This is a genomic window from Mesorhizobium sp. M0047, from assembly GCF_040323315.1.
Lineage (GTDB): Bacteria > Pseudomonadota > Alphaproteobacteria > Rhizobiales > Rhizobiaceae > Mesorhizobium.
In genome coordinates this window covers 206,695-231,120 of record NZ_JAMYUW010000004.1, presented here as the reverse complement: position 1 = coordinate 231,120, position 24,426 = coordinate 206,695, and the positions used below count along the sequence as shown (strand labels likewise).

At 63.7% G+C, this 24,426-nt stretch carries 22 protein-coding genes; 10 read left to right on the top strand and 12 right to left on the bottom strand.

The features are described from left to right. The first annotated feature begins 37 nt into the window (after positions 1-37). Entirely contained in the window at positions 38-805 is a 768-nt protein-coding gene (locus NKJ89_RS05785) for a triose-phosphate isomerase (RefSeq protein WP_352600676.1), read from the top strand. 35 nt (positions 806-840) lie between these two features. Then, the gene (gene derI, locus NKJ89_RS05780; RefSeq protein ID WP_352600674.1) at positions 841-1,278 is read left to right on the top strand and encodes a D-erythrulose-4-phosphate isomerase; all 438 of its coding nucleotides are present in this window, start codon (positions 841-843) and stop codon (positions 1,276-1,278) included. A gap of 18 nt (positions 1,279-1,296) precedes the next feature. On the opposite strand, the gene dhaL is transcribed toward derI, so the two are convergent. From dhaL to oiaX, 4 genes are all read right to left on the bottom strand, one after another. Further along, on the bottom strand, positions 1,297-1,935 hold the full coding sequence (dhaL, locus tag NKJ89_RS05775; RefSeq protein WP_352600672.1) for a dihydroxyacetone kinase subunit DhaL: 639 nt from the start codon (positions 1,933-1,935) through the stop codon (positions 1,297-1,299). A 25-nt stretch (positions 1,936-1,960) separates the two neighbouring features. Then, positions 1,961-2,968: a dihydroxyacetone kinase subunit DhaK gene (locus NKJ89_RS05770; RefSeq protein WP_352600670.1), complete on the bottom strand. Its 1,008-nt coding sequence runs from the start codon at positions 2,966-2,968 to the stop codon at positions 1,961-1,963. Between the two features lie 124 nt (positions 2,969-3,092). Next, positions 3,093-4,427, bottom strand: coding sequence for a four-carbon acid sugar kinase family protein (locus tag NKJ89_RS05765; protein WP_352600668.1), 1,335 nt, complete (start codon positions 4,425-4,427; stop codon positions 3,093-3,095). 4 nt (positions 4,428-4,431) lie between these two features. Beyond that, positions 4,432-5,682: a 3-oxo-isoapionate-4-phosphate decarboxylase OiaX gene (gene oiaX / locus NKJ89_RS05760; RefSeq protein ID WP_352600778.1), complete on the bottom strand. Its 1,251-nt coding sequence runs from the start codon at positions 5,680-5,682 to the stop codon at positions 4,432-4,434. Positions 5,683-5,861: 179 nt separating this feature from the next. Here oiaX and NKJ89_RS05755 point away from each other — a divergent pair, with 179 nt between their 5' ends. Beyond that, entirely contained in the window at positions 5,862-6,575 is a 714-nt protein-coding gene (locus tag NKJ89_RS05755) for a transcriptional regulator NanR (protein WP_352600665.1), read from the top strand. A 2-nt stretch (positions 6,576-6,577) separates the two neighbouring features. Here NKJ89_RS05755 and apnL read toward each other — a convergent pair whose 3' ends face one another. The 7 genes from apnL to NKJ89_RS05720 all read right to left on the bottom strand — a co-directional run bounded on the left by apnL (position 6,578) and on the right by NKJ89_RS05720 (position 14,890). Continuing rightward, positions 6,578-8,416 (bottom strand): D-apionate lactonase, encoded by a 1,839-nt coding sequence (gene apnL / locus NKJ89_RS05750; RefSeq protein ID WP_352600663.1) that lies wholly within the window; start codon positions 8,414-8,416, stop codon positions 6,578-6,580. Beyond that, complete coding sequence (locus NKJ89_RS05745; protein WP_352600661.1) at positions 8,413-9,447, bottom strand: Gfo/Idh/MocA family protein; 1,035 nt, start codon at positions 9,445-9,447, stop codon at positions 8,413-8,415. Before NKJ89_RS05745 ends, apnL begins: the two co-directional genes overlap by 4 nt. Before the next feature lie 2 nt (positions 9,448-9,449). Then, on the bottom strand, positions 9,450-10,514 hold the full coding sequence (locus tag NKJ89_RS05740) for an ABC transporter permease (protein ID WP_023756725.1): 1,065 nt from the start codon (positions 10,512-10,514) through the stop codon (positions 9,450-9,452). Beyond that, positions 10,507-12,063: a sugar ABC transporter ATP-binding protein gene (locus NKJ89_RS05735; RefSeq protein WP_352600659.1), complete on the bottom strand. Its 1,557-nt coding sequence runs from the start codon at positions 12,061-12,063 to the stop codon at positions 10,507-10,509. Before NKJ89_RS05735 ends, NKJ89_RS05740 begins: the two co-directional genes overlap by 8 nt. Further along, positions 12,060-12,704: a DUF2291 family protein gene (locus NKJ89_RS05730; RefSeq protein ID WP_352600657.1), complete on the bottom strand. Its 645-nt coding sequence runs from the start codon at positions 12,702-12,704 to the stop codon at positions 12,060-12,062. Before NKJ89_RS05730 ends, NKJ89_RS05735 begins: the two co-directional genes overlap by 4 nt. A 95-nt stretch (positions 12,705-12,799) precedes the next feature. Further along, positions 12,800-13,741, bottom strand: a complete 942-nt coding sequence (locus NKJ89_RS05725) for a D-ribose ABC transporter substrate-binding protein (RefSeq protein ID WP_352600655.1) — start codon at positions 13,739-13,741, stop codon at positions 12,800-12,802. Positions 13,742-14,062: 321 nt separating this feature from the next. Beyond that, positions 14,063-14,890 (bottom strand): phosphogluconate dehydrogenase C-terminal domain-containing protein, encoded by an 828-nt coding sequence (locus NKJ89_RS05720; RefSeq protein ID WP_352600653.1) that lies wholly within the window; start codon positions 14,888-14,890, stop codon positions 14,063-14,065. Between the two features lie 237 nt (positions 14,891-15,127). Between NKJ89_RS05720 and NKJ89_RS05715 the strand changes: the two genes are divergently transcribed. Genes NKJ89_RS05715 through kce form a run of 3 tightly spaced genes read left to right on the top strand, consistent with a single transcriptional unit; the run spans position 15,128 to position 17,830 of the window. Then, positions 15,128-15,913: an SDR family oxidoreductase gene (locus tag NKJ89_RS05715; protein ID WP_352600651.1), complete on the top strand. Its 786-nt coding sequence runs from the start codon at positions 15,128-15,130 to the stop codon at positions 15,911-15,913. Between the two features lie 10 nt (positions 15,914-15,923). After that, positions 15,924-16,871, top strand: a complete 948-nt coding sequence (locus tag NKJ89_RS05710; RefSeq protein WP_352486430.1) for a 3-hydroxyacyl-CoA dehydrogenase — start codon at positions 15,924-15,926, stop codon at positions 16,869-16,871. After that, positions 16,868-17,830, top strand: coding sequence for a 3,5-dioxohexanoate:acetyl-CoA acetone transferase (kce, locus tag NKJ89_RS05705; RefSeq protein WP_023756718.1), 963 nt, complete (start codon positions 16,868-16,870; stop codon positions 17,828-17,830). The genes NKJ89_RS05710 and kce overlap by 4 nt, the downstream gene beginning before the upstream one ends. A 71-nt stretch (positions 17,831-17,901) precedes the next feature. Here kce and nanR read toward each other — a convergent pair whose 3' ends face one another. Further along, positions 17,902-18,603, bottom strand: a complete 702-nt coding sequence (nanR, locus tag NKJ89_RS05700; protein WP_352600776.1) for a transcriptional regulator NanR — start codon at positions 18,601-18,603, stop codon at positions 17,902-17,904. A gap of 199 nt (positions 18,604-18,802) precedes the next feature. On the opposite strand from nanR, the gene NKJ89_RS05695 reads away from it, so the two are divergent. The 4 genes from NKJ89_RS05695 (at position 18,803) to NKJ89_RS05680 (ending at position 24,425) form a co-directional block, all read left to right on the top strand. Beyond that, the gene (locus NKJ89_RS05695; RefSeq protein ID WP_352600649.1) at positions 18,803-20,404 is read left to right on the top strand and encodes an ABC transporter substrate-binding protein; all 1,602 of its coding nucleotides are present in this window, start codon (positions 18,803-18,805) and stop codon (positions 20,402-20,404) included. Between the two features lie 91 nt (positions 20,405-20,495). Then, positions 20,496-21,452, top strand: a complete 957-nt coding sequence (locus NKJ89_RS05690) for an ABC transporter permease (RefSeq protein WP_023756715.1) — start codon at positions 20,496-20,498, stop codon at positions 21,450-21,452. After that, positions 21,445-22,353, top strand: coding sequence for an oligopeptide ABC transporter permease (gene opp4C, locus NKJ89_RS05685; RefSeq protein WP_352600647.1), 909 nt, complete (start codon positions 21,445-21,447; stop codon positions 22,351-22,353). The genes NKJ89_RS05690 and opp4C overlap by 8 nt, the downstream gene beginning before the upstream one ends. After that, entirely contained in the window at positions 22,350-24,425 is a 2,076-nt protein-coding gene (locus tag NKJ89_RS05680; RefSeq protein ID WP_352600645.1) for a dipeptide ABC transporter ATP-binding protein, read from the top strand. Before opp4C ends, NKJ89_RS05680 begins: the two co-directional genes overlap by 4 nt. Position 24,426 lies beyond the last annotated feature (1 nt).

Below are 24,426 nucleotides of genomic sequence, written 5' to 3'. Positions count from 1 at the left end.
CTGGTGGCTAGGAAAACACGCGTTGAAGGAGAAAAGAATGACCCCATATTGGGTCGGCACGAGCTGGAAGATGAACAAGACGCTGTCGGAGGCGTTGCAGTTCGCCGATGCGCTGGCGGCTTTTGTGCCTGGTTTCGATCAGGCGATACAGCCTTTCGTCATCCCGCCGTTTACCGCCGCGCGCCAGGTCAAGGCGGCGCTGGCCAAGACCCGCGTGAAGGTCGGTGCCCAGAACATGCATTGGGCCGACGCCGGCGCCTGGACGGGGGAGATCTCGCCGCTGATGTTGAAGGATTGTGGGCTCGACCTGATCGAGCTCGGCCATAGTGAGCGCCGCGAGCATTTCGGTGAAACGGATGCGACTGTGGGACTGAAGACGGCGGCTGCGGTACGGCACGGTTTCGTGCCGCTGATCTGCGTCGGCGAGACGCTGGCCGAACGAGAATCCGGCCGCGCCGACGCGGTGTTGACGGCACAGGTTCTCGGCGCGCTGCAAGAGCTGAGCGGCGATCAGCTAAAGACAGAAATCCTCTTTGCCTACGAGCCGGTCTGGGCGATCGGCGAGAAGGGAATTCCCGCAAGCGCCGACTATGCCGACAAGCAGCAGGCGCTGATCAAGAAAATTGCCGCCGACCGATTGCCGATTGCCCCACCTGTGCTTTACGGCGGCAGCGTCAATCCCGGCAATGCGGCCGAACTGATCGGCCAGCCGCATATCGACGGCCTGTTCATCGGCCGCTCCGCGTGGCAAGCGGAAGGCTATATCGACATTCTGAAAAAGGCGTCGGCCGCCGTCGCGCGCTGAATGTTACGACACGAAAGCAAAGGAGTTTCATCGTCATGAAGATCGCACTTGGAGCCGACAGCGCCGGCAAGCCGCTGCTCGATGTCATCGCCAAGCATCTCGCGACCAAGCCGGAGTTGCAGGTCGTCGATCTGAGCCAGACCGGATTCTACGCCGATATCGCCGCCGCGGTCGGCCACGAAGTTCTCGACGGCAAGTACGACCGGGCCATCCTGTTTTGCGGCACCGGCATCGGCGTCAGCATATCCGCCAACAAGGTGCCGGGCATTCGTGCGGCATTGACCCACGACACCTATTCGGCCGAGCGCGCCGCCAAGTCCAACAACGCCCAGATCATCACCATGGGCGCCCGCGTCATCGGTCCGGAACTGGCGAAATCGATCGCCGACGCATGGCTGGCTTCGGAGTTCGATCCGAACGGCCCCTCTGCTGCAAACGTGCAGGCCGTCGACAAGCTCGACGCCAAGCGCTGACGCGAGGGACCTGCTGAGTTAACTGGTCAAGGCGACGCGCATCGCCTCGATCACGGTCACGGCGGACGCGGCGCCTGCGTCCATATGCCCAAGCGAGCGCTCGCCGAGGCGGGAGGCCCGGCCCTTGGTGGCGATCATCGTCTTGGTCGCTTCCGCGCCTGCCTTAGCCGCCTGCGCGGCAGCCTCGAGACTGGCCGCCAGATCCTTGCCGGAAGCCAACGCGTCGCCCGCCGCTTGCGCTGCAGGCGCCCATGCGTCGATCATCGTCTTTTCGCCAGGTTCAGCCTTGCCGCGATCCTGAATGCCCTTGGCCATGGCCTGGAACAGCGCGACCACCTCCGCGTCGTCAAGCGTCGTCTTGCCCTTCACGGCTGCCGCGCCACGCATCAACGCAGTCGCATAGAGCGGACCCGAGGAGGCGCCGACCGCGTTCAGGAACGACTTTGCCGCCGTATTGAGCAAGGCAGTCGGGTCAGCGGCCGCCGTGTCGAGCGCGGCTACCGCATCGCGTGCCGCGGAAAACCCAAGCTCCATCGCGATGCCGTGGTCGGCGTCGCCGATAACCCCGTCAAGCGCGCACAGCCTGTCCCTGTCGGCTGACATGGCGTTTGCGATCGCCGCGAACATCGCAACAAGGCGGGCAGTGTCGATTGTCATGTCTTTGTCCTTGCCGCAGAGAAGGTTAGCCGGCGCGAAACATGGCGCAGTCACACGGGTGGTCCAGCATCGTCTGCAACTCGCCGTCAAGCCGATGCAGAGTGATCGAGGCCCCCGCCATTTCGAGCGAGGTGCAGTAGTTGCCGACCCAGCTTGCGTGGATGGACACACCGATCTCGTCGAGCCTCTGCTTCACGCGCCGGTTCATGATGTAGAGTTCCATCAGCGGCGTCGAGCCGAGCGAGTTGACGAGCACCGCGACCTTGTCGCCGCGCGCCGGCGCCATCTCGTCGAGGATCCTGTCCAGCATCTCGTCGGCCCCCTCGTCGGCCGTCCTCAGCTTCCCGCGCGCAATGCCTGGTTCGCCGTGTATGCCCATGCCGATTTCCATCTCGTCCGGCTCGATCTCGAAATTCGGCCGGCGGGTCTGCGGCAGCGAACAGGGCGACAGCGCCACGCCCATGGTGAAAGTGTGGTCGTTGGCCTTGCCGGCGATGCGCTCGCATTCGTCGAAGGACAGCATCCGGTCGCAGGCGGCGCCGGCTGCTTTGAAGATGAAGAAATTGCCGGCGACGCCGCGCCTCTTGTGCCGCTGGTCGCGCGGTGCCGAGGCGACGTCGTCGGTGCTCAGCACCGTGCGCACCTCGATGTCGTCCATGGCAGCCATCTCGGCGGCCATGTCGAAATTCATCACGTCGCCGGCATAGTTGCCGTACATGAACAGCACACCGGCGCCGCCGCTAACTGCCTTAGCGCACTCGAGGATCGGGTCTGGCGGCGGCGAGGCAAAGACGTTGCCGATGGCGGCTGCGTCAGCCAATCCCTTGCCGACGAAGCCGAGAAAGCTCGGCTCGTGGCCCGAGCCGCCGCCAATCACGAGGCCCACCTTGCCTTGGCGCGGTCCGTCGCGGGCGATGATCGAGCGTGGGCTGCTGTCCACGCTTTTGAGATGGCGGGGATGCGCCGCCAGGATGCCTTCCAGCATCTCGTCGACGGCGCGGTTGCCGTCATTGATGATCTTCTTGGTCTGCACCGGCATCCTCCCGATTTCGGCATTTTCGCAGATAATACCGGGTGTTATCGGGATTTCTACCCGGCAAGAAGTATTTCACGCCTAGAGGTGTTCCCGCCGGCCAGCACCTGGACGCAGTATTGGCTCAATCGCCGAGGCCATCGCGGATGGCTGAGAAATAGCGATCGGTTCCGACCTGGCCACCCTTGAGCGCGACCTCCAGTCCGTCGATAGCCTTGACGCGCGAATGGGCAACGCAAAGCGGGGAACCGGGCGAAGCAGGCAGCGGCATGCGGATTGTCAGGGCATCGACACCCATCTCGCCAAGTGCATGGCTCGACGTGTCGCCGCCGGCAACGACCACGCGCCGCAGGCTCTGTTCGATCGTAAGGCTGCGAAGGATTTCTCCGAGGCCGCGGCCAAGTCTGTGACGGGCGCCTTCCTGCCGGTCGATTTCGGCGCCCCTGTCGGCTGTGGGGCCAAGCGCGGTGTAGAGGATGACGCTGCGCCCGGCTTGCAGACTGGCTCTGCCGCTCGCCGCTGCGCGCGCGATCGCCTGCTGTGACGCCTCGGAAAGCAGTTCGACTGGATCGACCTCAATGCCGTCGAAACCGTCGGCCAGGGCATGCCGAATCTGTCGTTCGGTGGTTGGTGAGCAACTGCCCGACACGACGGCTATCCGGTCGGCAGCGCCCGGCGGCGTGAAGCCTTGTCCGGCGCTGACGATGCCATTCGAAGCCCATTCGGCCAACAACGCATACTCGACCCCGGACGAGCCGACGACAAAAGAACCGCCCGGCTTGCGAACGCGCCACAGCTCCTTGCCGGCTAAGGCCTGCGTTTCCAGATTGTCGACATCGACAAGCACGATTGCGGTGCCGTTTCCGGTCAGACGATCGAACGCCGCCGCCAGCGACGCGGACTGCAGCGTCGCAAGGTCGATCAGCCCGGAGCTCAGCGCCGTCTGCCGCGACAAATGGATCAGCAGATCGGACTCATCCATCGGCGTCGTCGGATGGCGGCTCATCACCGGGTGGCGGTCGATGCGAAAATATTGGTCGCGATAGGCGGCGAACAGATGGCCGAAGGCGGTGTAGCGCTTGAGCTGCGGCGCGCCGACCAGCAGCGGCACACTGGCCTGCGCGAACACCGAGCGGCCGATCTCGATGGCCCGGCCGATGCTGCCGATCGTCGGGCTGGAATCGAAAGTCGAGCAGACCTTGTAGTGGCAGATCGCGGCATTGAGCGTCTTCAGCCAGGCAAAGGCTTTGCGCAGATGTGTATCCATCCACTGTGGAGACTCGCTGCGACTGGTGCCAGCCAGTCCGATCGCCCGGCAATGGGCGAAGCGCGACAGCAAGGTCTCGTCCGGCTGGCGCATGAACAACACGGTCGGCACGCCGCCGAGCTCGAGCGCCTCCATGACATCGGTCGAGCCGGTCAGGTCGTCGCCATAATAGCTGAGAAGCAGGTCCTGCATGGCTTCAGGCCGCCTTGCCGTCGCCGAATTTTTCGATCGACCGCGCCAGTTCAGGGTGGTTCAAGGCGAAGTCGGCCAGCGGAATGCCGTCGACCGCCGCCTGCCAGGCTTGCTGCACGGCACGCACGCCGGCGCCGGGCCCGTCCGGATGGCTGACGATGCCACCGCCGCAGAGATAGAGGAGATCGACCGTCCGGCCGGTTCGGCCGTACGTCTCGGGCGCCTGGCCGCCCCACTGGCCGGAGCCGGCAACCGGCAGCGCGCAATCATCAGGCGAGAAGATCGGCGTGGTCACCGCCTTGAAGGATTCGACGAAGGATGCATCCGGCTCCCAGTATTTCGAGGCGATGCCGTTGATCTGGAACTGGTCGACGCCGAGCAGCCGCCAGAACTGCTGCCAGACCTTGAAGTCCATGCCGAGGCCGGGGTGACGGGTGAGGATGTCCCAACCGTTGCGATGGGCGTGCAGCACCAGGCTGGAGCGTTTTCTCAGGAAGGCCATGCCACCGAAACCGATCGAATTGATGTTGACAACAGCGCAATTGCCGCCGGCCTTCACAACCAGATCATGATTGCGCATCATCTCGTCCGGGTCGGCATGCGAGATGCCGAAGGCATACATCACTTTCTTGCCGGTCTTCTGCTCGTGATCGAGGATGAGCGGCATGATCGCCTTCACCCGTTCCGACAGGGGCGAATAGGCCGGGCTCATCAGCTTTTCATCGTCCTTGATGAAATCGACGCCGGCGGCGATCAGTTCCGCCACCATTGCCGCCGTCTCCGGCGGCCGCAGCCCGAGCGCCGGCTTGACGATCGTGCCGATGATCGGGCGGTCCGTCACACCGGTCAGCCGGCGGCTGCCGGCGACACCGAACTGTGGGCCGGGATGCGCGCCGCGAAAATCCTCCGGCAGCTTCATGCCGACGACGCGAATTCCGGTGAGGTCCTTGATCGAATAGGTGCCGCCGATCGCAATTGTCATCAGCGCCGAGAGGTCGGTGCCGACGGCGTCGAATGGAAAGGCGATGTTGACATCGGCGCGCCTGAACGGCCCGTCGCCGGCATCGGGAAGGGACGCCCGCTCGGCATCGGGCAGAGGCTGGATCGCCAGCACGCGCGCCGCTACTCGGGCCTTCAGCTCCTCGGTCTCGCCGGGCAGCGCGACGAAGGTGCCGGTCGACTGGTCGCTGGCGATCTTGGCGGCCAGCGCTTCGATGCTGCCAGGCGTTTCGATGCGATAGGTGAGGGTGATCATGGTCTGCTGTCTCAGGCCGAGCATTCGAAAAGGGTTCACCGGTGTATGAAATCTGGTATAATGAGTACATAAGTATTGCAAGGCATATCCGGAAGCCGTGGCGGATCGACAGAGGGCAATTTCCGGGAATTGTGGCGGCAGTGTTAGATATGGCCGGGTCAAGGGAGTGATTCGCGACGATGAACCGTTCGGAACCGATTGTCCGGCGCAAGCTTTCCGACGAGGTCTTCTTGCGGCTGAAGCGCCTGATCACCAGCGGCGAACTGATGCCGGGCGACGACATGCCATCAGAGCGAGAGCTGATGGAGCGCTTCGAGGTCGGCAGGCCGGCGATCCGCGAGGCGATGCAGGCGCTGAGCAATATGGGGCTCGTCGCGATCTCGCATGGCGAGCGCGCCAAGGTGCTTCAGTTGACAGCCAAGTCGATCATCAAGCAGGTCGATGGCGCGGCCAAGATCATCCTGTCGTCATCGAAGGACACGCTGGAACATCTGAAGACCGCGCGCATCTTCTTCGAGCGCGGCATGGTCAGGGAAGCCGCCGAAAAGGCCACCGCCGAGGACGTGCAGCGGCTGCGCGCCACCATTGCCGAACAGCGCGGCTTTCGCGGTGATTCCGAGGCTTTCATCTCCGCCGATATGAAGTTCCATACCCAGATCGCCGCGATCTCCGGCAATCCGATCTATGTCGCCGTCAGCGAGGCGATGCTGGGCTGGCTGAAGGAATATCACACCGAAATGCTGATCTGGACCGGTAAGGAAAACTTCACGCTGACCGAGCACGAAGAGATCATCGGCCGCATCGAGAACAAGGATGCCGACGGCGCCGAGAAGGCGATGATCAAGCACCTTGAGCGCTCGCGCGCGCTCTATGTGATGAACTCCGAAAAGTAACTTCAGCCGATCCGGACTATCGCGTAAGGGGTCATCACGAGGTGGCCTCGGCCAAAAGCTGAAATGTCGACCGGCACGTCGTCCGCCGTCAGGTTCGCCAGCCACGCGATAGTCTCGCCCGAGGCAGAACGACCTGCCAGCGCCAGCACCTTCGTCTCATCGCTCGTCCTTGCCGCCACATGCGCAAGGCCGGCCATCTCGCAAAGTCCCTTGATCGCCCTGAAGATCGGCCGGGGTGATCCTTCCGCGACGGGTTCCCCGGATGACGCCAGCACGCCGAATGGCCCGGTGAAGCTGGAAAGCGTCAGCATCTCCAGCCCGGCCGGTGCCACACGCGCGGCATATCCGATCGTCCACGCTGCGGCGAAAAGGCCGGCATGACGAGGATCGCTGTCGGCCATGGCGATGCGCTGTCCCCCGGGATTGGGCTTGGTCGCGCCGCCATAGGGGTTTTGGCGCATGGCAATCGTCGACGGACCGATCCGGTAGGGTTTTGTCCTGAAGATCGCTCGTGCCGATTGGGTGACGAAAGGCAGCGCCTCCAGCGATTGCATGATGTTGAGATCGTCGGCCGCATGCACGATCGGGCAGGTGCAATGGGTGATGAAATCGAGCTGGTCCGCCGGTACGCGCTTCCGGTTGAGCTCGGTGAAATAACTGAACATGCCGCCGCCGAGTCGGACATCTGGAAAGGCGCGCCGCGCCGCGGCATAGACCGCTTCGAGCGGCGGGCACTCAGGCCACGCACTGCCCGGCGGCGTCGACTGCCGGTCGACCGAAGGCGACACCGCAATGGCCGAGAGGCTCAGCCCGGCCTGGTGCACTAGGTCGGCGACGCCTGACATTTCGGTTTCGAGGTCGCCAGTGCAGGCAACGACGCATTCGAGGGTCGTTTCAGCTGGGTAAGCAATTGCGAGCCGGGCGAAAGCGCGCAAAGCGTCGAGCCCGTGGCCGCGCGTCGGATCGTAGTGAAACAGCAGCTGTCGTGGGCCGAGTGTCGTCAGCAAGGCGAGGTTCGGCAGTGCCGTCTCGACATCCTCGGGATAGATGACCACACCGACATCGGGCAGCCTTGGTCCAGCTTCGCCGAGTTCGACGCGGATCGGTTCGCTGGCCACGGCGGCAGCCGGCGCTTTGCCTTCACCAGTGATGCGCAGGCTGATCGTCTGACTTACCGGCTGGCCGGCGGCCAGCACATAGGGCCACGGCAGCGCCAGCGGTCGCACATAAGTCTTGTAGGAGGCGTCCGACCAGTTGCGCTGGTCTTCCATCTCGAACGTGTCGCCTTCCATTCGGCATTCGGCGATGACGCCAGGCCGAACTTCATGCGTGATAGCGCGCAAATCCTTGAAAGGCTGCCAGGGGTCGATCAGTTCGGGAAGTTTCGTCGCGACGATACTGCCGTCCGTATGCTCGACGGACACCGGGCCGCCGGCGAGGCCGGCGATCGGGTGCAGGATGCAGAAGCCGCAGCGATTGGTCTCGAAATCGCTCTCGGGCAGGGCGCTCACATCGAACGTCAAGCGACCCTCGGCGGAACCTTCGATCGTGGCGCGGAAGCGGAGCCGGCTTCCGTCCGGCCCGGTGCAATTTGCCGAATAGCCGACCGAGAAAGTGTCTGCATTCTGGTCGATGACAAGGTCCGTCAGCGCCGGCTCATAGGTGCCCCAGTCGCGATCCCTGACGATGTAGGCGATGGCGCGCAGCAATTCGGTGCCGCCAAGGCGAATGGTGCGCAGATTGCCGTTGACGAAGTCGGCGGTGAGCGCGCCTGCGCTCAGCCTGATCGGCTCGGCCTCGACCGCACGCGTGCCGTAGAGCAGGAAGGCGTCAGCCGTCATTTCAGCAAGGCGTCGAGCTGCACCGGTTGACGGCTCGCAGCACCGGCATAGGCGGCCTCGACCAGCGCAAACGTCTTGAGATTGTCCGTGCCCGAGGTCGCCGGTTCAATTCCCTTTGCCAGGCAGTCGACCCAGTGCTGCTGGATGGCGACGACGCTTTCCTGGATGTTGTGCCAGGGCCGCGACGCCCACGGCAGCAGCGGCGGCGAAACGTCGGTGGCGGCCGTGCCGCTCTGGCAGGTGACGGTGAGCCGGTAACCCTGCGCCAGCCGGATCGTTCCGTCGCTGCCGTCGATCTCGATCAGGGTCTCGGGGAACGGCTCGGTGGCGAGCTTCGTCGCGTAGCTGCAATCGACCACTGAGGTGGCGCCACTGGTATGATCCATCAGCATGGTCGCGACATCCTCACCAGCGATCGCTTGGTTGATGCGAGCCGTTCGTGTCGTGATCGTCGAGACGTCGCCGAGCAGGAAGCGGGCGATGTCGAGGATATGGATGCCGAGGTCCTCCATGATGAAGCGCTTTCCCGTCGCCAGATAGGGCTGGCCGGAAAACACGTCATAGGCGGAGCGGAAGGAAATGCGCCCGAAGAAAGGCGTGCCGATCTCGCCGCTGTCGAGCACGGCGCGTACCGCCTGGATCGGCGACTGCCAGCGAAAATTCTCATGCACCATCAGCGGCACGCCTGCGTCGGTGCAAGCCCTCACCATCGCCTTGGCGTCGGCGAGCGTCGGCGCGAACGGCTTTTGGCAGATCGCCGGAACGCGGTGGGCGGCCGCCATCTCGACAAGGGGACGATGGCTGGGCGCGGTGGTGGCGATATCGACGAAGTCGAACGTCTCGCCTTCGAACAGAGAGGTCGCGTCGGTATAGCGTTTCGCAATGCCGAACTGGTCGCCGACGATCCTGAGCCGTTCCGGATCGCGGTCGCAGATGGCGACGATCGAGGCGCCCGCTATGTCGCGCCAGGCATGCATCTGGTTGACGGCAAAGAAGCCGCAGCCGATCAGCGCTCCCCGCAGCTCCGCCATGATCAGCCCGCCTTTGCCATTTGCATCAGCGTTACGCGGCTCTGCAGACGCCGCTGCGCCTGGTCGACGACGACGGCGACGATGATGACGAGGCCCTTGATCACCATTTGCCAGAACGAACTCACACCCATCATCACCAATCCGTCCGAAAGAATGCCGATGACGAACGCGCCGACGATGGTGCCGCCGATCGTGCCGCGGCCGCCCGACATCGAGGTGCCGCCGAGCACCGCCGCCGCAATGGCGTTGAGCTCGAAACTTTCGCCTGTCGCGGGATGCGAGGCCATCAGCTCGGACGAGATGATCAGGCCGACGATCGCCGCGCAGAAACCTGAGAACATATAGACGAACATCTTCACCATGTTGACACGGACGCCCGAAATCCGCGACGCGCGTTCATTGCCGCCGACGGCAAAGATGTGGCGCCCGAGCGGTGTGTACTTGGCGAGATAGGCGGCCCCCAGTGCAACGACGATCAGGATCCAGATCGCCACCGGCAGGCCAAGCAGCCGGCCGGCGCCGAGAAAACCGAAACCGGTGGTTCCAAGCTCCGGCTTGCCGACGAGATTCGGGAAGGTGCGGCCGTCCGACGACAGCAGTGCCAGGCCGCGCGCGACATAGAGGACGCCCAGCGTGGCGATGAACGGCGCGACATTCAGCTTGGTGATCAGCAACCCGTTGACGGCGCCAATCAATATGCCGACCGCAAGCGTGATCAGCGCGATCTCGAAAACGTTGAAATAGATGGTGTAGCCGATCTGCAGGTCGATGCCGTTGAGCACGAGATAGCCGGCCACCATGCCGCACAGACCGACGATCGAGCCGACCGAAAGGTCGATGCCGCCGGTGATGATGACGAAGGTCATGCCCATCGCCAGGAACGCGTTCAGCGCCACATGCTTCGACATCAGGATCAGATTGGCGGTCGACAGGAAATTCGGCGCCGCGATCGAGAAGAAGATCAGGACGGCGATCAGCGCGATGAAGGTCCTGAGCTTCATCAGCGTCAACAGCACGGAGCCGCTGGGCGCGGAGGGAGCTGCCGCCTTGGCTGGGATGTCAGTCATGGGCGATGCTCTCCTTGTGTGCGGCCGGTCCGTGGCCAAGCGCCGATGCGGCGACGAGTGCCGCCTCCGTCGCTTCAGTGCGATCGAACATGCCAGTCAGTTTTCCGTTGCTCATCACCGCAATGCGGTCGGACAATGCCATGACCTCGTCGAGATCGGAGGTCGCAAAAAGAATCCCCAAGCCGTCGCGGGACAGTTTGCGCATGGTCCGGAAGACGTCGGCCTTGGCGCCGACATCGATGCCGCGGCTGGGCTCGTCCATCAACAGCACCTTGGGTCCGGTGAGCAGCGCCTTGCCGATCACCACCTTCTGCTGGTTGCCGCCAGACAGTGACGAAACCTCCTGCGCCGGGTCGGCGACCTTGATCGCGAGTTCCCGCACCATCTGTGTCACCGCCTGCCTTTCGTCGGCGCCACGGATATGGAACAGGCTGGCAAATCGCGACAGGCTGGCCAGCGTCAGGTTGCTGGCGACCGAGAGGATCGACACCAGCCCTTCGCGCTGGCGGTCCTCGGGGATCAGTGCCAGCCCGCGCCGGATGCGCCGCGTCGTGTCACGTTCCTTGACCTTTTTGCCGCCAATGAAGATCGCACCCGTCGAATGACCGTGGCGGCCCATGATGCAGTCGAACAATTCGCTGCGTCCGGCGCCCATCAGGCCGTAGATGCCGAGGATCTCGCCGGTACGCAGCGACAGCGAGACATGGTCGACGGCAAGCCCGCCGGTGGCGCGTGGCAGGCAGATGTTCTCGGCGCGGAAGATTTCTTCGCCCGGAAGGTGGCCGTCCGCCTTGGCGAAGTCCTTGGCGTCGGAGCCGATCATCTGCCGCACGATCCATCGCGTGTCGACGTTCTTCATCTCCTCCTGGCCGGTGACGCGGCCGTCGCGCAGCACGGTGATGTAGTCGCCGATGCGGATCAACTCGTCCAGCCGGTGCGAGATGTAGACGATGGCCACGCCGCGTGCCTTGAGGTCGGCGATCACCTTGAACAGGATTTCGACTTCCGCCGCGCTCAGCGCCGAGGTTGGCTCGTCCATGATCAGAATACGAGCGTCGAGCGATACCGCCTTGGCGATCTCGACCAGCTGCTGCTGGCCGATGCGCAGATCCTCGACCAGCATGTCGGGCCGTATACCGGCTTGCAGGCGTTCCAGAAATTCCGCCGCGCGGCGCTCCTGCTCCTTGCGGTCGATCTTGCCGAACCGGTTGGTGATTTCGCGGGTGGCGAAAATGTTCTCGGCGACGCTCATATTGCCGAACAGGTTCAGTTCCTGGAACACCATGCCGATGCCGCGGTTCACCGCATCGCCGGACGACGAGAAGGACACCTCTTCGCCCTCCAGCAGTATGCGGCCGGCTGTCGGCCGTTCGACGCCGGCGATGATCTTCATCAGCGTCGACTTGCCGGCGCCGTTTTCGCCGACCAGCACGTTGACGGCGCCCTTGCGTACCTCGAAATTGGCGCGCTTGACCGCAACGGTTCCGGAATAGACCTTGGAGACGTCCTCCAGTTTCAGGATGATGTCGCGCTCTCCGGCCGCGCTCATGGCTTCGGCCCGATCTCTGCCTCCGCCGGCGTGACCAGCGGCAGGTCCTGGCCGCTGCCCAGCGTATAGGCGCCGAGGACCTTGGCGCTTCGGCCCTCCAGCGCGTCGCGCGGCAGCTTGGACAGCACCATCTTGTCGGCATGGTTGTTGAACGCCTTGCCGAACTGGGCGAAGTCGATCTGGTTGGTGAAGTCGTTGAACTGGATGAAGTCCAGGCTGTCGCGCAGCGCGGTGCCGCGCACCGCCGGTCCGATCTGCACCCGCGCATCGGCCTTGCCATCGCCGTCGACATCGATGTCGACCGTCGCCGCGCGGGACTGCATGTTCGCAGCAACGATCTTGCCCTCCACGCGGACCGCGAAGGTCCACGGTGCGTTCGCCTGCTTGTTCGGATTGCCGTATTTGGCGCCGGCAGAAGCGGCATCGGTTGTCGCCAGTGTGTGAACTTGCGGAAACGGTCCGGCTTTCTGTTCGAGATAAGGCACGACCTTCGCCGCCCATATCTCTTCCACCATCTTGTCCGGATCGAAGGCGGGCGCACTTCCGCCGTCTGCCGATTTCGTCGGCAGGATCTTGCAGGCGGTCAGGCTGATGCCGATCATCACGGCAAGGATCGGCCAGTTCGGCTTGGTGTTCAGCATGATGGCCTGTTGTTCAGCTGGTGGTGGTCGGCCCACAGAAAATGGCGGCGAGGGGCGAACCGAAATTCGCCCCTCGCTGTTCAAATCACGCTGGCTCAGTTGGTCAGCGCGAAGGTCTCAAGCTTGGCGGCATTGTCGCCATTGACCAGAACGCAGTCCATCAGCTGCTTTTCCTTGGCCGGCGACTTCTTATTCTTGATGAAGTCGTTGGCCTGCTCGACCGCCATCTGCGCCTGCGCGAAGGCCGGCTGCAGGACGGTCGCCTTGATGCCGCCCGAGGTGATGGAGTCGCGCACGTCGTTCGATCCGTCGAAGCCGACGACGATGACATCCTTGCGGTTCGCGGCGGCAAGTGCTGCATGGGCGCCCATCGCCATCGTGTCGTTGCCGGAGATGACGCCCTTGATGTCGGGGTTGGCCTGCAGGATCGATTCCATCTTGGAATAGGCTTCCGTCTGGCTCCAGTTGGCCGACTGCTGCGCGACCATCTTCAGATCCGGATAGTCGTCGATGACGTCGTGATAGCCCTTGGAGCGAATGCCGGCATTGGTATCGGATTCCTTGCCGACCAGCTCGACGAAATTGCCCTTCTCGCCCATCAGCTTGACGAATTCCTGCGCGCCGAGTTGGGCGCCCTGATAGTTGTTGGAGACGATCTGCGCCACGGCGACGCCGGTGGCGTTGATCTCGCGATCGATCAGGAAGGACGGGATTCCCGCATCCTTGGCCTTCTGTACGGCGGCGACTGTGGCGTCGGCGCCGGCATTGTCGAGGATGATCGCCTTGGCGCCACGACCGATCGCGGTGTCGATCAGCTCCGACTGCTTGTTGGCGTCATCGTCATGGACGAGGACCAGCGCCTCGTAGCCGAGTTCCTTGGCCTTGGCCTCGGCGCCGACTGCTTCCGCCTTAAAGAACGGATTGTCGTGCGAGGGTGTGATGATGGCGATGAGATCCGCCGCGTAGGCGGGCATCGCCGTGCCAAGCGCCAGCATGCCGGCGAAAGCCGCAAGCGTCATTCTGCGTGTGAGTTTCATGAAGTCCTCCCTTTTGAAAAATTGCCTTGGTCAACCAAGGCCTCGGCATTCGAATTCGTCAGCGGCGCGGTCGGCAGATCGCTTTCGGGCCAAAGCCGTCGATGGCTTCCCCTCCACGGATCGTTGCTCCCCGGCCATCCTCCCCTCGCCAAGGCTTCGACTCCCTGCGAAACCTTGTCGATCCGAGCCAAGAACAGCTAAGCCAACTGGTATGATGAGTCAACCACAAATTCAGGTGATATGTACCTGATGATCGCAAACTGGACGCCGGAAAACAGTACGCAGGCACATCGAGGCGCGATGGCAAGCGCCTGTCGTCTGTCAGGTGATGCGCTGAATGCTGGCGGCGATCTCTTCCGGCTCGAAGACGCGCTTCCAGTCGTCACGCATCAGAACCGGCTTGCCGAATTCGATCGCCTTGTTGCAGGCGTCCGAGAACACGCCCTTGGTCTCGCCGAAGATGACGGCGCCGAGCACGTTCATATGGCCGAGCAGGAAGTCGAGCGCCGCCTGCTTGTCGACGCCGCGTGCCACGACCTCGTCGACGGCCTCCTTCATGACCACCAGCAGCGAGGCGCAGACCGTCTCCGAAAGGCCGGGCTCGAGCAGCGCCATCTGTTCGACGCTGACGCGGTGCGAGCGCATGACCGGCGCCCAGATGATTTTCGCGATCGCCTCGCCCTTGGCGTAATCCTCTTCCGGTCCCTGCATCAAGGCGCTGACCATATGCTGCTTGGCCTTGACCCCGCCGAAATAATCCTTCTTGGCCGCCATGTCGGTCTCGTCATTGAAGATCGGTGGATGGCAGGGGTGAGTGACGAAATAGGTGAGGTCCGGCCGGTTCGGCAGATGACCGGCGAAAGGTGCCGCCGCGTCGAGCACCACCACCATCGTGCCCGGCGCCAGTTGGCTCTCGATGCTGGTCGCCACTTTGCCGATATGCGTATCCGGAACGGCCAGGATCACCACATCGGCGCCCTTGAGCGCCTCGTCGGCGCTCACTGCATCGAAACCCAGTCCGGTCTTCAGCCGTTCGCGGCCGGCCTCGCTGACCTCGACATGGCGTATCGTGTAGGGTGATCCGCGAAAATTGGTCGACAGGCGGTAACCCATTTTCCCGCCGGCACCGAACAGCGCAATCGTTGTCATCTGGCCACTACTCCTGGTCTCATCCGACGGCATTGCCCGTCGTCAGCTTATCAACTGGTATAATCACACTACCATACCTTGGCAATCCGATAACGGTGAATGCCCAGGTCATGACCGCCGGTCTCCGGTCGCGCGTCCCCCGTTGCCCGTAGGCTCGACCGGCTCTCACTTGCGCGGATCGCGTACCCACGCCAGTGTCCGTTTCCATATAGCCAGGAATCTCGCTGGAGCTGTTGCATGCAGAACGACTTTTTGACCGGGCTGAAAGGCCAGCGCGTGCTGGTGACGGCAGGCGCTGGAGGCATCGGGTTTGCCATAGCCGACACGCTGTCGCGGCTCGGCGCTCGCATCATAGTCTGCGACATTTCTGACGAAGCGCTGGCCGCGGCTCCCGGCAAGATCGATCTGGTCGCCGCGATCAAGGCCGATGTCTCGCGTGACGACGACGTCGACCGGCTTTTCGAGGCCGTTAAGGAAAAGCTCGGCGGTCTCGATGCGCTGATCAACAATGCCGGCATTGCCGGACCGACCGGCGGTGTCGAGGAGATCGATCCGGCGGACTGGCGACATTGCATCGACATCTGCCTGACCGGCCAGTTCCTGTGTGCCCGGCGCGCGGTACCGCTGATCAAGGCAGCGGGCGGCGGCTCGATTGTCTCGATGTCGTCGGCGGCCGGCCGGCATGGCTACGCCTTCCGCACGCCTTATTCGGCGGCGAAGTTCGGTGTCATCGGTTTCACGCAGAGTCTCGCCAAGGAGCTCGGGCCGCATGGCATAAGGGTCAACGCCATCCTACCCGGCATCATCGAGGGGCCGCGCATCGAAGGCGTCATCTCGGCACGTGCCAAGCAGGTCGGCATCAGCCATGAGGAGATGAGGGATCGCTATCTGCAGAACATCTCGCTGCGCCGCATGACCAGCCCCTATGATGTCGCCGCGATGGTCGCCTTCCTGCTCTCCGATGCGGGGATCAACATTTCCGGCCAGTCGCTCGGCGTCGACGGCAATGTCGAAACACTCTGAGGAATAGTCCATGGCCAATGTCGCGATTGTCGGAACCGGGTTCATCGGGCGAGCCTGGGCGATCAGCTTTGCCCGTGCCGGCCATAATGTGCGGATGTGGGATCAGTCGCCCGCCGCGACTGGCGGCGCCCGCGACTACATTGCCGGCGTGCTTGGCGATCTCGCTAGGAACGACCTCCTGCGAGGACAGGCGGTCGACGCCGTGGTCGGCCGGATCGCAATCGTCGCCGAGTTGGCGGAGGCGCTGGCCGGTGCAGCCCATGTCCAGGAGAACACGCCCGAAAACCTGGAGGTGAAACGTGGCGTATTCTCTCTGATCGACAGGCTTGCCGATCCGCAAACGATCATCGCCAGCTCCACCTCGGCGCTCTTGCCATCGAAATTCACCGACCATCTGCAAGGGCGCCATCGCTGCCTGGTCGTGCATCCAATCAATCCGCCCTATCTCATTCCGGCAGCCGAGGTCGTGCCGGCGCCGTGGACGTCCGCCGAGGCGTTGGAAAGGACCCGCGCCTTCCTCATCGATGCCGGCCACGCGCCGCTCGTGATGAAGCGCGAGCTCGACGGCTTCATCATGAACCGCTTGCAAGGCGCATTGCTTGAGGAAGCGTTCCGGCTTGTCGCCGACGGTTACGCCAGTGTCGAGGATGTCGACATCGGCATCCGCGACGGACTGGCGCTGCGCTGGTCATTCATGGGTCCGTTCGAGACAATCGATCTGAACGCGCCCGGCGGCGTGCGCGACTATGTCGAGCGCTATCAGTCGATATATTCGAACATATTTCCGCAGATGCTGCGCCGCGTCGACTGGGCGGGCGAGGTGATGAAGACCGTCGAAGCCGACCGCCGCGAACGCTTGCCGCGCGAGAACCTCGGCGAGCGGCAGGTATGGCGCGACCGCCGGCTGATGGCGCTGGCGGCGCACAAGAAAAAATCGGACCAGGAGTATGGACAATGATCGAGACGACCCGCAAGCCCGGCGTCCAGCAGACCAAGGGCAAGGTCATCATCACCTGCGCGGTGACGGGCGCGATCCACACGCCGACCATGTCGCCCTATTTGCCGATCACACCCGACCAGATTGCCTCGGAGGCGATCGCCGCGGCGGAAGCCGGTGCCGCGATCCTGCATCTGCATGCTCGCGACCCGGAGACCGGCAAGCCCGACCAGACGCCGGAGGCCTTCGCCCGCTTCCTGCCACGCGTCAAGCAAGGCACCAAAGCCGCCATCAACATCACCACCGGCGGCAGCCCCTACATGAAGGTCGAGGAGCGTGTGCGCCCGGCCGCCCAGTTCAAGCCCGAGGTCGCCTCGCTTAATATGGGTTCGATCAATTTCGGGCTCTATCACCTCGCCGACAAATACGAGACCTTCAAGTTCGACTGGGAAAAGCCGCATCTGGAAGCGACGCGCGACCTCGTCTTCCGCAACTCGTTCAAGGACATCGAGTACATCCTGGCGACCTGCTACGACAATGGCACGCGCTTCGAATTCGAATGCTACGACATCGCCCATCTCTACAACCTTTCCCATTTCGCCGACCGTGGGCTGGTGAAACCGCCTTTCTTCGTGCAGTCGGTGTTCGGGCTGCTTGGCGGTATCGGCACGCATCCCGAAGACGTGGCTCATATGAAGCGCACGGCCGACCGGTTGTTCGGCGACCAGTTCCGTTGGTCGGTGCTGGGCGCCGGCGCCAGCCAACTGCGTATCGCCGCGCAATCAGCCGCACTCGGTGGCAACATCCGCGTTGGGTTGGAGGACAGCCTGTGGGCGGGCAAGGGCAAGCTTGCCAAATCGAACGCAGAACAAGTGCTTCTAGCCCGCAAGATCATCGAAGGGCTCGGCATGGAAGTGGCGACGCCCGACGAGGCACGTGAAATCCTGTCATTGAAAGGCGGCGACAAGGTCGCTTTCTGACGCGGCCCGACCAATCACTGTGCAAATACCGAGGATGACGGCGTGAAGATCTAGTGTGAAGACAGGCGAGCCTAGTCGGGTTTCGCCTGACCCGAATTGAACTTGCGCCGGGCGTTTTCCAGATGCTCGCGCATCGCTCGGCCGGCAGCTTCCGGGTCGTGCCGCTCGATGGCCTCGAACACGGCTTTATGGCCGGCAAAGCTCCTGCGGTTCTCCACCTCGGTGTTGGCCATGTGGATGCGCTGGTTGATCAGCCATTCCACCAGCGCTTCATGCGCGGTGAGGAAGATCGGGTTGCCGGGAATCGCGGTCAACACCCGGTGAAACGCCACATCGGTGATGGCGAAGGCGCGAGCGCGCGGGATGGCGCGCTCGTTCTCGGCAAGAGCCGCCGCCAGCGCATCGACCTGTTCGCGCGTCGCCACCTCGGCGGCATGGCGCGCGATCGAAACTTCGAGGAACAGCCGCAGCTGCTCGAAATGGCCGATGCCGTCGGGCTGGTCCATCAACAGATGGGCCGTGCCGGTCAACTGCTCCAGCATGTTTTTCGACGTCGGCCGCGTCACCTTCGGCCGCTCGCCGCTGTTGATGCGCACCAACCCCATTTTCTCCAGCGCAAACAGCGCCTCGCGCACCGAGGGGCGCCCGACATCGAACATCGACATCAGGTCGCGTTCGGACGGCAGCGAGGCGCCGACCGCATAGACCTCGTCGCGGATCATCTCCTCCAGGCGGAGGCGGACTTCATCGGACAATTTTTTTCGAACCGGCATATTGTGCATGGTCTACCTTTTAAGCTATTAGACCAGTTGCCGCAAGCGAGGACTTGCGGAACCGAAGGGTTGGAGGAGGTCGCCGCCGGCCAATGGCGCGGCGGTCGGCGCGGCAGGCGAGGGTCTGACGCGGGAGCAGGCCTGGAGCAGGGGCATCGCCCCGATTTCGGCCGGCGGAAAGCAATGGGAGGAGAATTCCATGAGACGACTGCTGATGAGCCTTGTGCCGGCGATGGCGCTGATGTTTGCCGCAGTGATCGCCAAGGCCGAGGAGGGCGGCACGTTCCGTTCCGCCGTGCGCACCGGCTGCATCGAGATGGGAACGCTGCACACCACGTGCGGCCACCGGCTCGACGAGACCGTGCTGCAGGGACTGGTCCACATCAAATGGACGGGCGATGGCGTGCAACCGATGCTGGCCGAAAGCTGGAAGACGCCCGATGGCGGCAAGACCTATGTCTTCAGCCTGCGCCATAGCGTCAAATGGCATGACGGAACGCCCTTCACCGCCAAGGACGTGGTGTTCAGCCTCAACCTCTACGCCAACCCCAAGGTTGGCTCGCCTTGGGCGCAGAAGCTCGGCTCGGTGGCCGGATACAAGGCTTTCCAGGATGGCTCGGCCTCCTCGCTTGCCGGGGTCAAGGCGCTTGACGACGCGACCGTCCAGATTGAACTCGACAGCGCCAAGCCTCTCTGGGTCGAGCTGCAGCTTATCGCGATCAGCATCTTTCCCGAACACATCCTCGGCAAGGTCGCGCCCGGCGATATCAAGGGCAACGCCTTCTGGGTCAACCGCGTCGGCACCGGCCCGTTTATCTGGAAGAAATACGAAAGCGATCAGTATGTCGAGGTCGACCGCAATCCCGACTATTTCCTCGGTGCGCCGAAGCTCGAGCGCATCATCTACCAGATCTACAAGGACGTGCCGCCGATCATCGCCGCACTCGAAACGCAGGAGGTCGACGCCATGTCCTATGAGGGCGGTGGCGTGCCCATCTCCGAACTCGCCCGGCTGCAGAAGCTCGACTATTTGACGGTGCTGCCGAAATTCTCCGCCGGCTTGCCGACCTACTTGCAGTTCAACCTGGAGAACAAGCGCTTTGCCGACGTGCGGGTGCGTCAAGCGATGCTCTACGCCATCGACCGCAAGGCCATCATCGAGACGGTCAAGCAGGGCGCCGGCGAGTTGTCGAACACGCTGTTTCCGCAGGATTGGGCACGCGCCAAGGACCTCGAGCCCTACGACTACAATCCCGACAAGGCCAAGCAATTGCTCACCGACGCGGGCTGGGACGGCAGCCAGCCGGTCGATTTCATCTACTACTATTCCGACCAGATGAATGTCGACACCGTCACCGCCATCCAGAGCTATCTGGCCGCAGTCGGCGTCAACATCCAGCCGCGCCTGCTCGATCCGGCGGCAATCAACCAGACCTATGCCGACGGCAGCTTCCAGATGGGCTTTTTCGCCAACGGTATGGGGCTCGATCCCTCGCTCGGTTCGCCGGTCGTCGTCTGCGGCGCAAAACCACTCAGCATGGGCTATTGCAATACCAAGGTCGATGAACTGTTCAACAAGGGGCTGGAATCGACCGACCGAGCCGTGCGTGCCGAAAGTTACCAGGAAGCGTCACGCATCCTCAACGAGGAGCTGCCCAAGGCCTGGCTGTGGAACGAGGTGCGGCCGCTGGCTTTCAACAACCGCATCGTTGGCCTGGCGCAGCACTTCAAGGAGCAGCCGCTCGTGATCTTCAACCACCCGGTCTACAACGAAGTCGAGAAGTGGGAAGTGGCAAAATAGGCCGCTGCGTAGACGCCCTCATCGGTTGGTCATGAGGTGGAACCTCATGACCAACCGCCTCAACAGCCGCCTTCAGCGATAGGAGAAGCCGGTGCTCAGCTATCTCATGCGCAAGCTGCTGCTCAGCATCCCGGTGCTGTTCGGCGTCACCGTCATAGTCTTCGCGATCGCGCATGCCATGCCGGGCGACGCCGTGCTGGCGATGATCACGGCGGAGGCGCCGTCGAGCGAGGCGCTGATCGCGATGCGGCGCGGCGAGCTCGGCCTCGACCAGCCGTTCTACATCCAATACCTCAACTGGATCGGCCAGATCCTGCACGGCAATCTCGGCCGCTCCTTCGTCAACGGTCGCAGCGTCGGCGATATCATCGGCGAGCGCCTGCCGATGACGCTGGAGCTGATGGCGGTGGCACTGCTCGTCGCCTTCCTCATCGGCACCACGCTGGGCGTGATCTCGGCGCTCCGGCAATACAAGTTGACCGACTATTCGCTGACGCTGGGCGGCTTCGTCGGCGTGTCGATCCCGGATTTCTTCATGGGGCTGCTGCTCGTCTACGTCTTTGCGCTTGAACTGCGCTGGCTGCCGTCGTCGGGCATCTCGACGGCGGGCGACAACTTCTCGCTCCTCGACAATCTCAGGCACCTGATCCTGCCGGCGGCAGCACTTGCTTTGTTCCGCGCCGCCATCTTCATGCGCTATGCCCGCGCCGGCATGCTCGACGTGCTGAACCAGGACTATATGCGCACCGCCAAGGCCAAGGGCCTGCGGCCAAGCACGATCACGCTGCGCCACGGTCTGCGCAACGCGTTGATCCCGCTGGTCACTGTCTTCGGCCTCGCTTTGCCGACGCTGTTCGGCGGCTCGGTGGTGATCGAGACGATCTTCCAGTGGCCGGGCATCGGCCTGATGTTTATCGATGCGGTGGTCAACAGGGATAGCCCGGTCATCATGGGCTATGTGCTGCTCACCGCCATCATCGTCATGCTGGCGAACCTTGCGACCGACCTTGCCTACAGCGTGCTCGACCCGCGGGTGAGCTATGACTGACGTCACCGCCGCCGATGTAACGATCGCTGTCGGCGTCTCGCGCGGCCTGTGGGCCGAGGCGGTCCGCCGTTTCCTCAATCACCGTCTGGCGACGCTCGGGCTGATCATGCTCGCCATCATCGTGCTCGCCTGCATGCTGGCGCCGCTGATAGCTCACTACGGCCCCAACGACATCGACCTGCGCGGCCGCAACCAGCCGCCGGGCGGCGTGCATTGGCTGGGCACCGACGGCACCGGCCGCGACATCTTTGCCCGCATCCTCTATGGCGGCCGCATCTCGCTGACGGTCGGCTTCGCCGCGGTGGCGATCTCGGCGGCAATAGGCATCTTCGTCGGCTGCATTGCTGGCTATTTCGGCGGCAAGGTCGACCTCTTGCTGATGGGCCTGATCGACATGGTGCTGACTTTTCCGCGCCTGGTCATCATCATCGCCTTCGTCGCAGTGGTCGGCCCGAGCATCTTCAACACGATGGTGGTGATCGGCCTGCTCAGCTGGCCGTCCATCGCCCGGCTGACGCGCGGCGAGATCCTGGCGCTGCGCAACCAGGAATTCGTCCTCGCCGCGCGCTCGCTCGGTACTTCGCCGTCGGTCATCATTCTCGAACACATATTGCCCAACGTGCTGGGCCCGATCCTGGTGGCGATCACGCTCGACGTCGCCACCGTCATCCTGCTCGAAGCCTCGCTGTCCTTCCTCGGCCTCGGCGCGCAGGCGCCGGCGGCCAGCTGGGGCAACATGCTGCGCGATGCCCGCACGCTGTCGATCCTCGAGAGCCAGCCCTGGATGTGGATCCCGCCCGGCGCGATGATCGCGATGGCCGTGCTCAGCATCAACTTCGTCGGCGACGGCCTGCGCGACGCGCTCGACCCGCAGCACATCATGGGTGGGGGCGCCAAATGACGGGCATCGACACACTTGACGTCGACAGGGCTGCAAAGGGGATAGGACAGCAAGCTGTGCTTTCCGTACAAGGCGTAAGCGTCGAATTCGGCCCCAAAGGCAGCTCCGTCTATGCCGTCAACGACGTCTCCTTCGATCTTGCCGAAGGCGAGTCGCTGGCCATCGTCGGCGAAAGCGGCTCCGGCAAGTCGGTCACCGTGCAGACGCTGATAGGCCTGATCCGCAAGCCTCCCGGCCGGGTCACCTCCGGCCGTGCGTTGTTTCGAGGCCGCGATCTGCTGGCCATGCCCGACAGCGAACTGCGCCAGATCCGCGGCCGCGACATCGCCATGATCTTCCAGGATCCGATGTCGTCGCTGAACCCGGTGCTGACCATCGGCCTGCAGCTGACCGAGGCGCTGCGCGAGCACCAGGGCCTGAGCCAGCCACAAGCACAGCGCCAGGCGCTCGACATGCTGGATCTCGTCGGCATTGCCAACGCGCCGCAGCGCATGCGCGCCTTTCCACACCAGTTCTCCGGCGGGCAATTGCAGCGCATCGGCATCGCCATGGCCTTGGTTTGCAAGCCGTCGATCCTGATCGCCGACGAGCCGACCACGGCACTCGATGTCACCATCCAGGCACAGATCGTCGAGCTGGTCGCTCGCCTGCAGAGACAGCTCGGAATGGCGATCATCTGGATCAGCCATGACCTCAGCCTCGTTGCCGGCTTCGCAGATCGCGTCGTGGTGATGTATGCGGGCTCGATCGTCGAATGCGCGCCGGTCGACGAGCTGTTCTCGGCAACAACGCACCCCTACACGATCGGCTTGTTGAATTCGATTCCGTCGCTGACGGCGGCAAACACAAGGCTGGTGCCGATCAAGGGCGCGCCGCCCAACGTCACCCTGCCGCCGACCTTCTGCGCCTTCGCGCCGCGCTGCGATTATGCCGAGGCGCGCTGCCGCGAGCAGAAACCGCCACTGGAAACGGTCGGCGCCGGCCACACCGCCGCATGCTGGCGCTGGCGGCAAGTCGAGCGATCGCCGCGTGCGCCGGCAGCCGCGCCAAGCGCGGCACCGGCTGCGACGCTCCAGCAAGAACCGCTGCTCGTCGTCGCCGATCTCAAGGTGCATTTTCCCATTCGGCGCGGTGTGCTCAGGCGACAGGTCGGCGCCGTGCATGCCGTCGATGGGGTGAGTTTCAAGGTGATGCGCGGCGAGACTCTGGCGCTGGTCGGTGAAAGCGGCTGCGGCAAGTCGACGACCGGCCGCGCGGTGCTCGGGCTCGAGCCGCCGAGCGCCGGCAGCATCGTCTTCGAGGGCAGGGACTATGCCGCTGCGACAGGCGAGCAGCTCAAGCTGCGCCGCCGCGACATGCAGATGGTTTTCCAGAACCCGTTCGGATCGCTCAACCCGCGCATGACGGTCGGGCGCATTATCGGCGAGGGGCTGCGTGCGCAGAAGATCGGCACGCGCGCCTCGCGCGATGCCCGCGTCAGTGAATTGCTGGCGCTGGTCGGCTTGCGGGAAGCGCTGCGCGACCGCTACCCGTTAGAGCTCTCCGGTGGCCAGCGCCAGCGTGTCGGCATTGCCCGCGCTCTGGCGGCCAATCCAAAATTCATTATTGCCGACGAGCCGATCTCGGCGCTCGACGTCTCCATCCAGGCGCAGATCGTCAATCTGCTGGACGACCTCAAGGCGCGCCTCGGGCTGACCTATCTGTTCATCGGTCATGATTTGTCGATGATTCGCTATCTCAGCGACCGTGTCGCGGTGATGTATCTGGGCCGGATCGTCGAGATCGGCACCACGGCAGGGGTGTTCGGCAGGCCGCTGCACCCGTATACACGCGCGCTGCTGTCGGCGATCCCGGTGCCCGACCCCAAGGCCGGCGGTACACGCCGGCGCATCGTGCTGGGCGGTGCGGTGCCCGATCCGTCGAAGCCGCCGCCCGGTTGCCATTTTCATCCGCGCTGTCCGATGGCGAGCGACATCTGCACGCGGGTGACGCCGGAGGTGCGCGATTTCGGCTCATCCATCGCCGGGAAACATCTCGTCGCCTGCCACCATGCAGGCGAGGCCACACAATGAA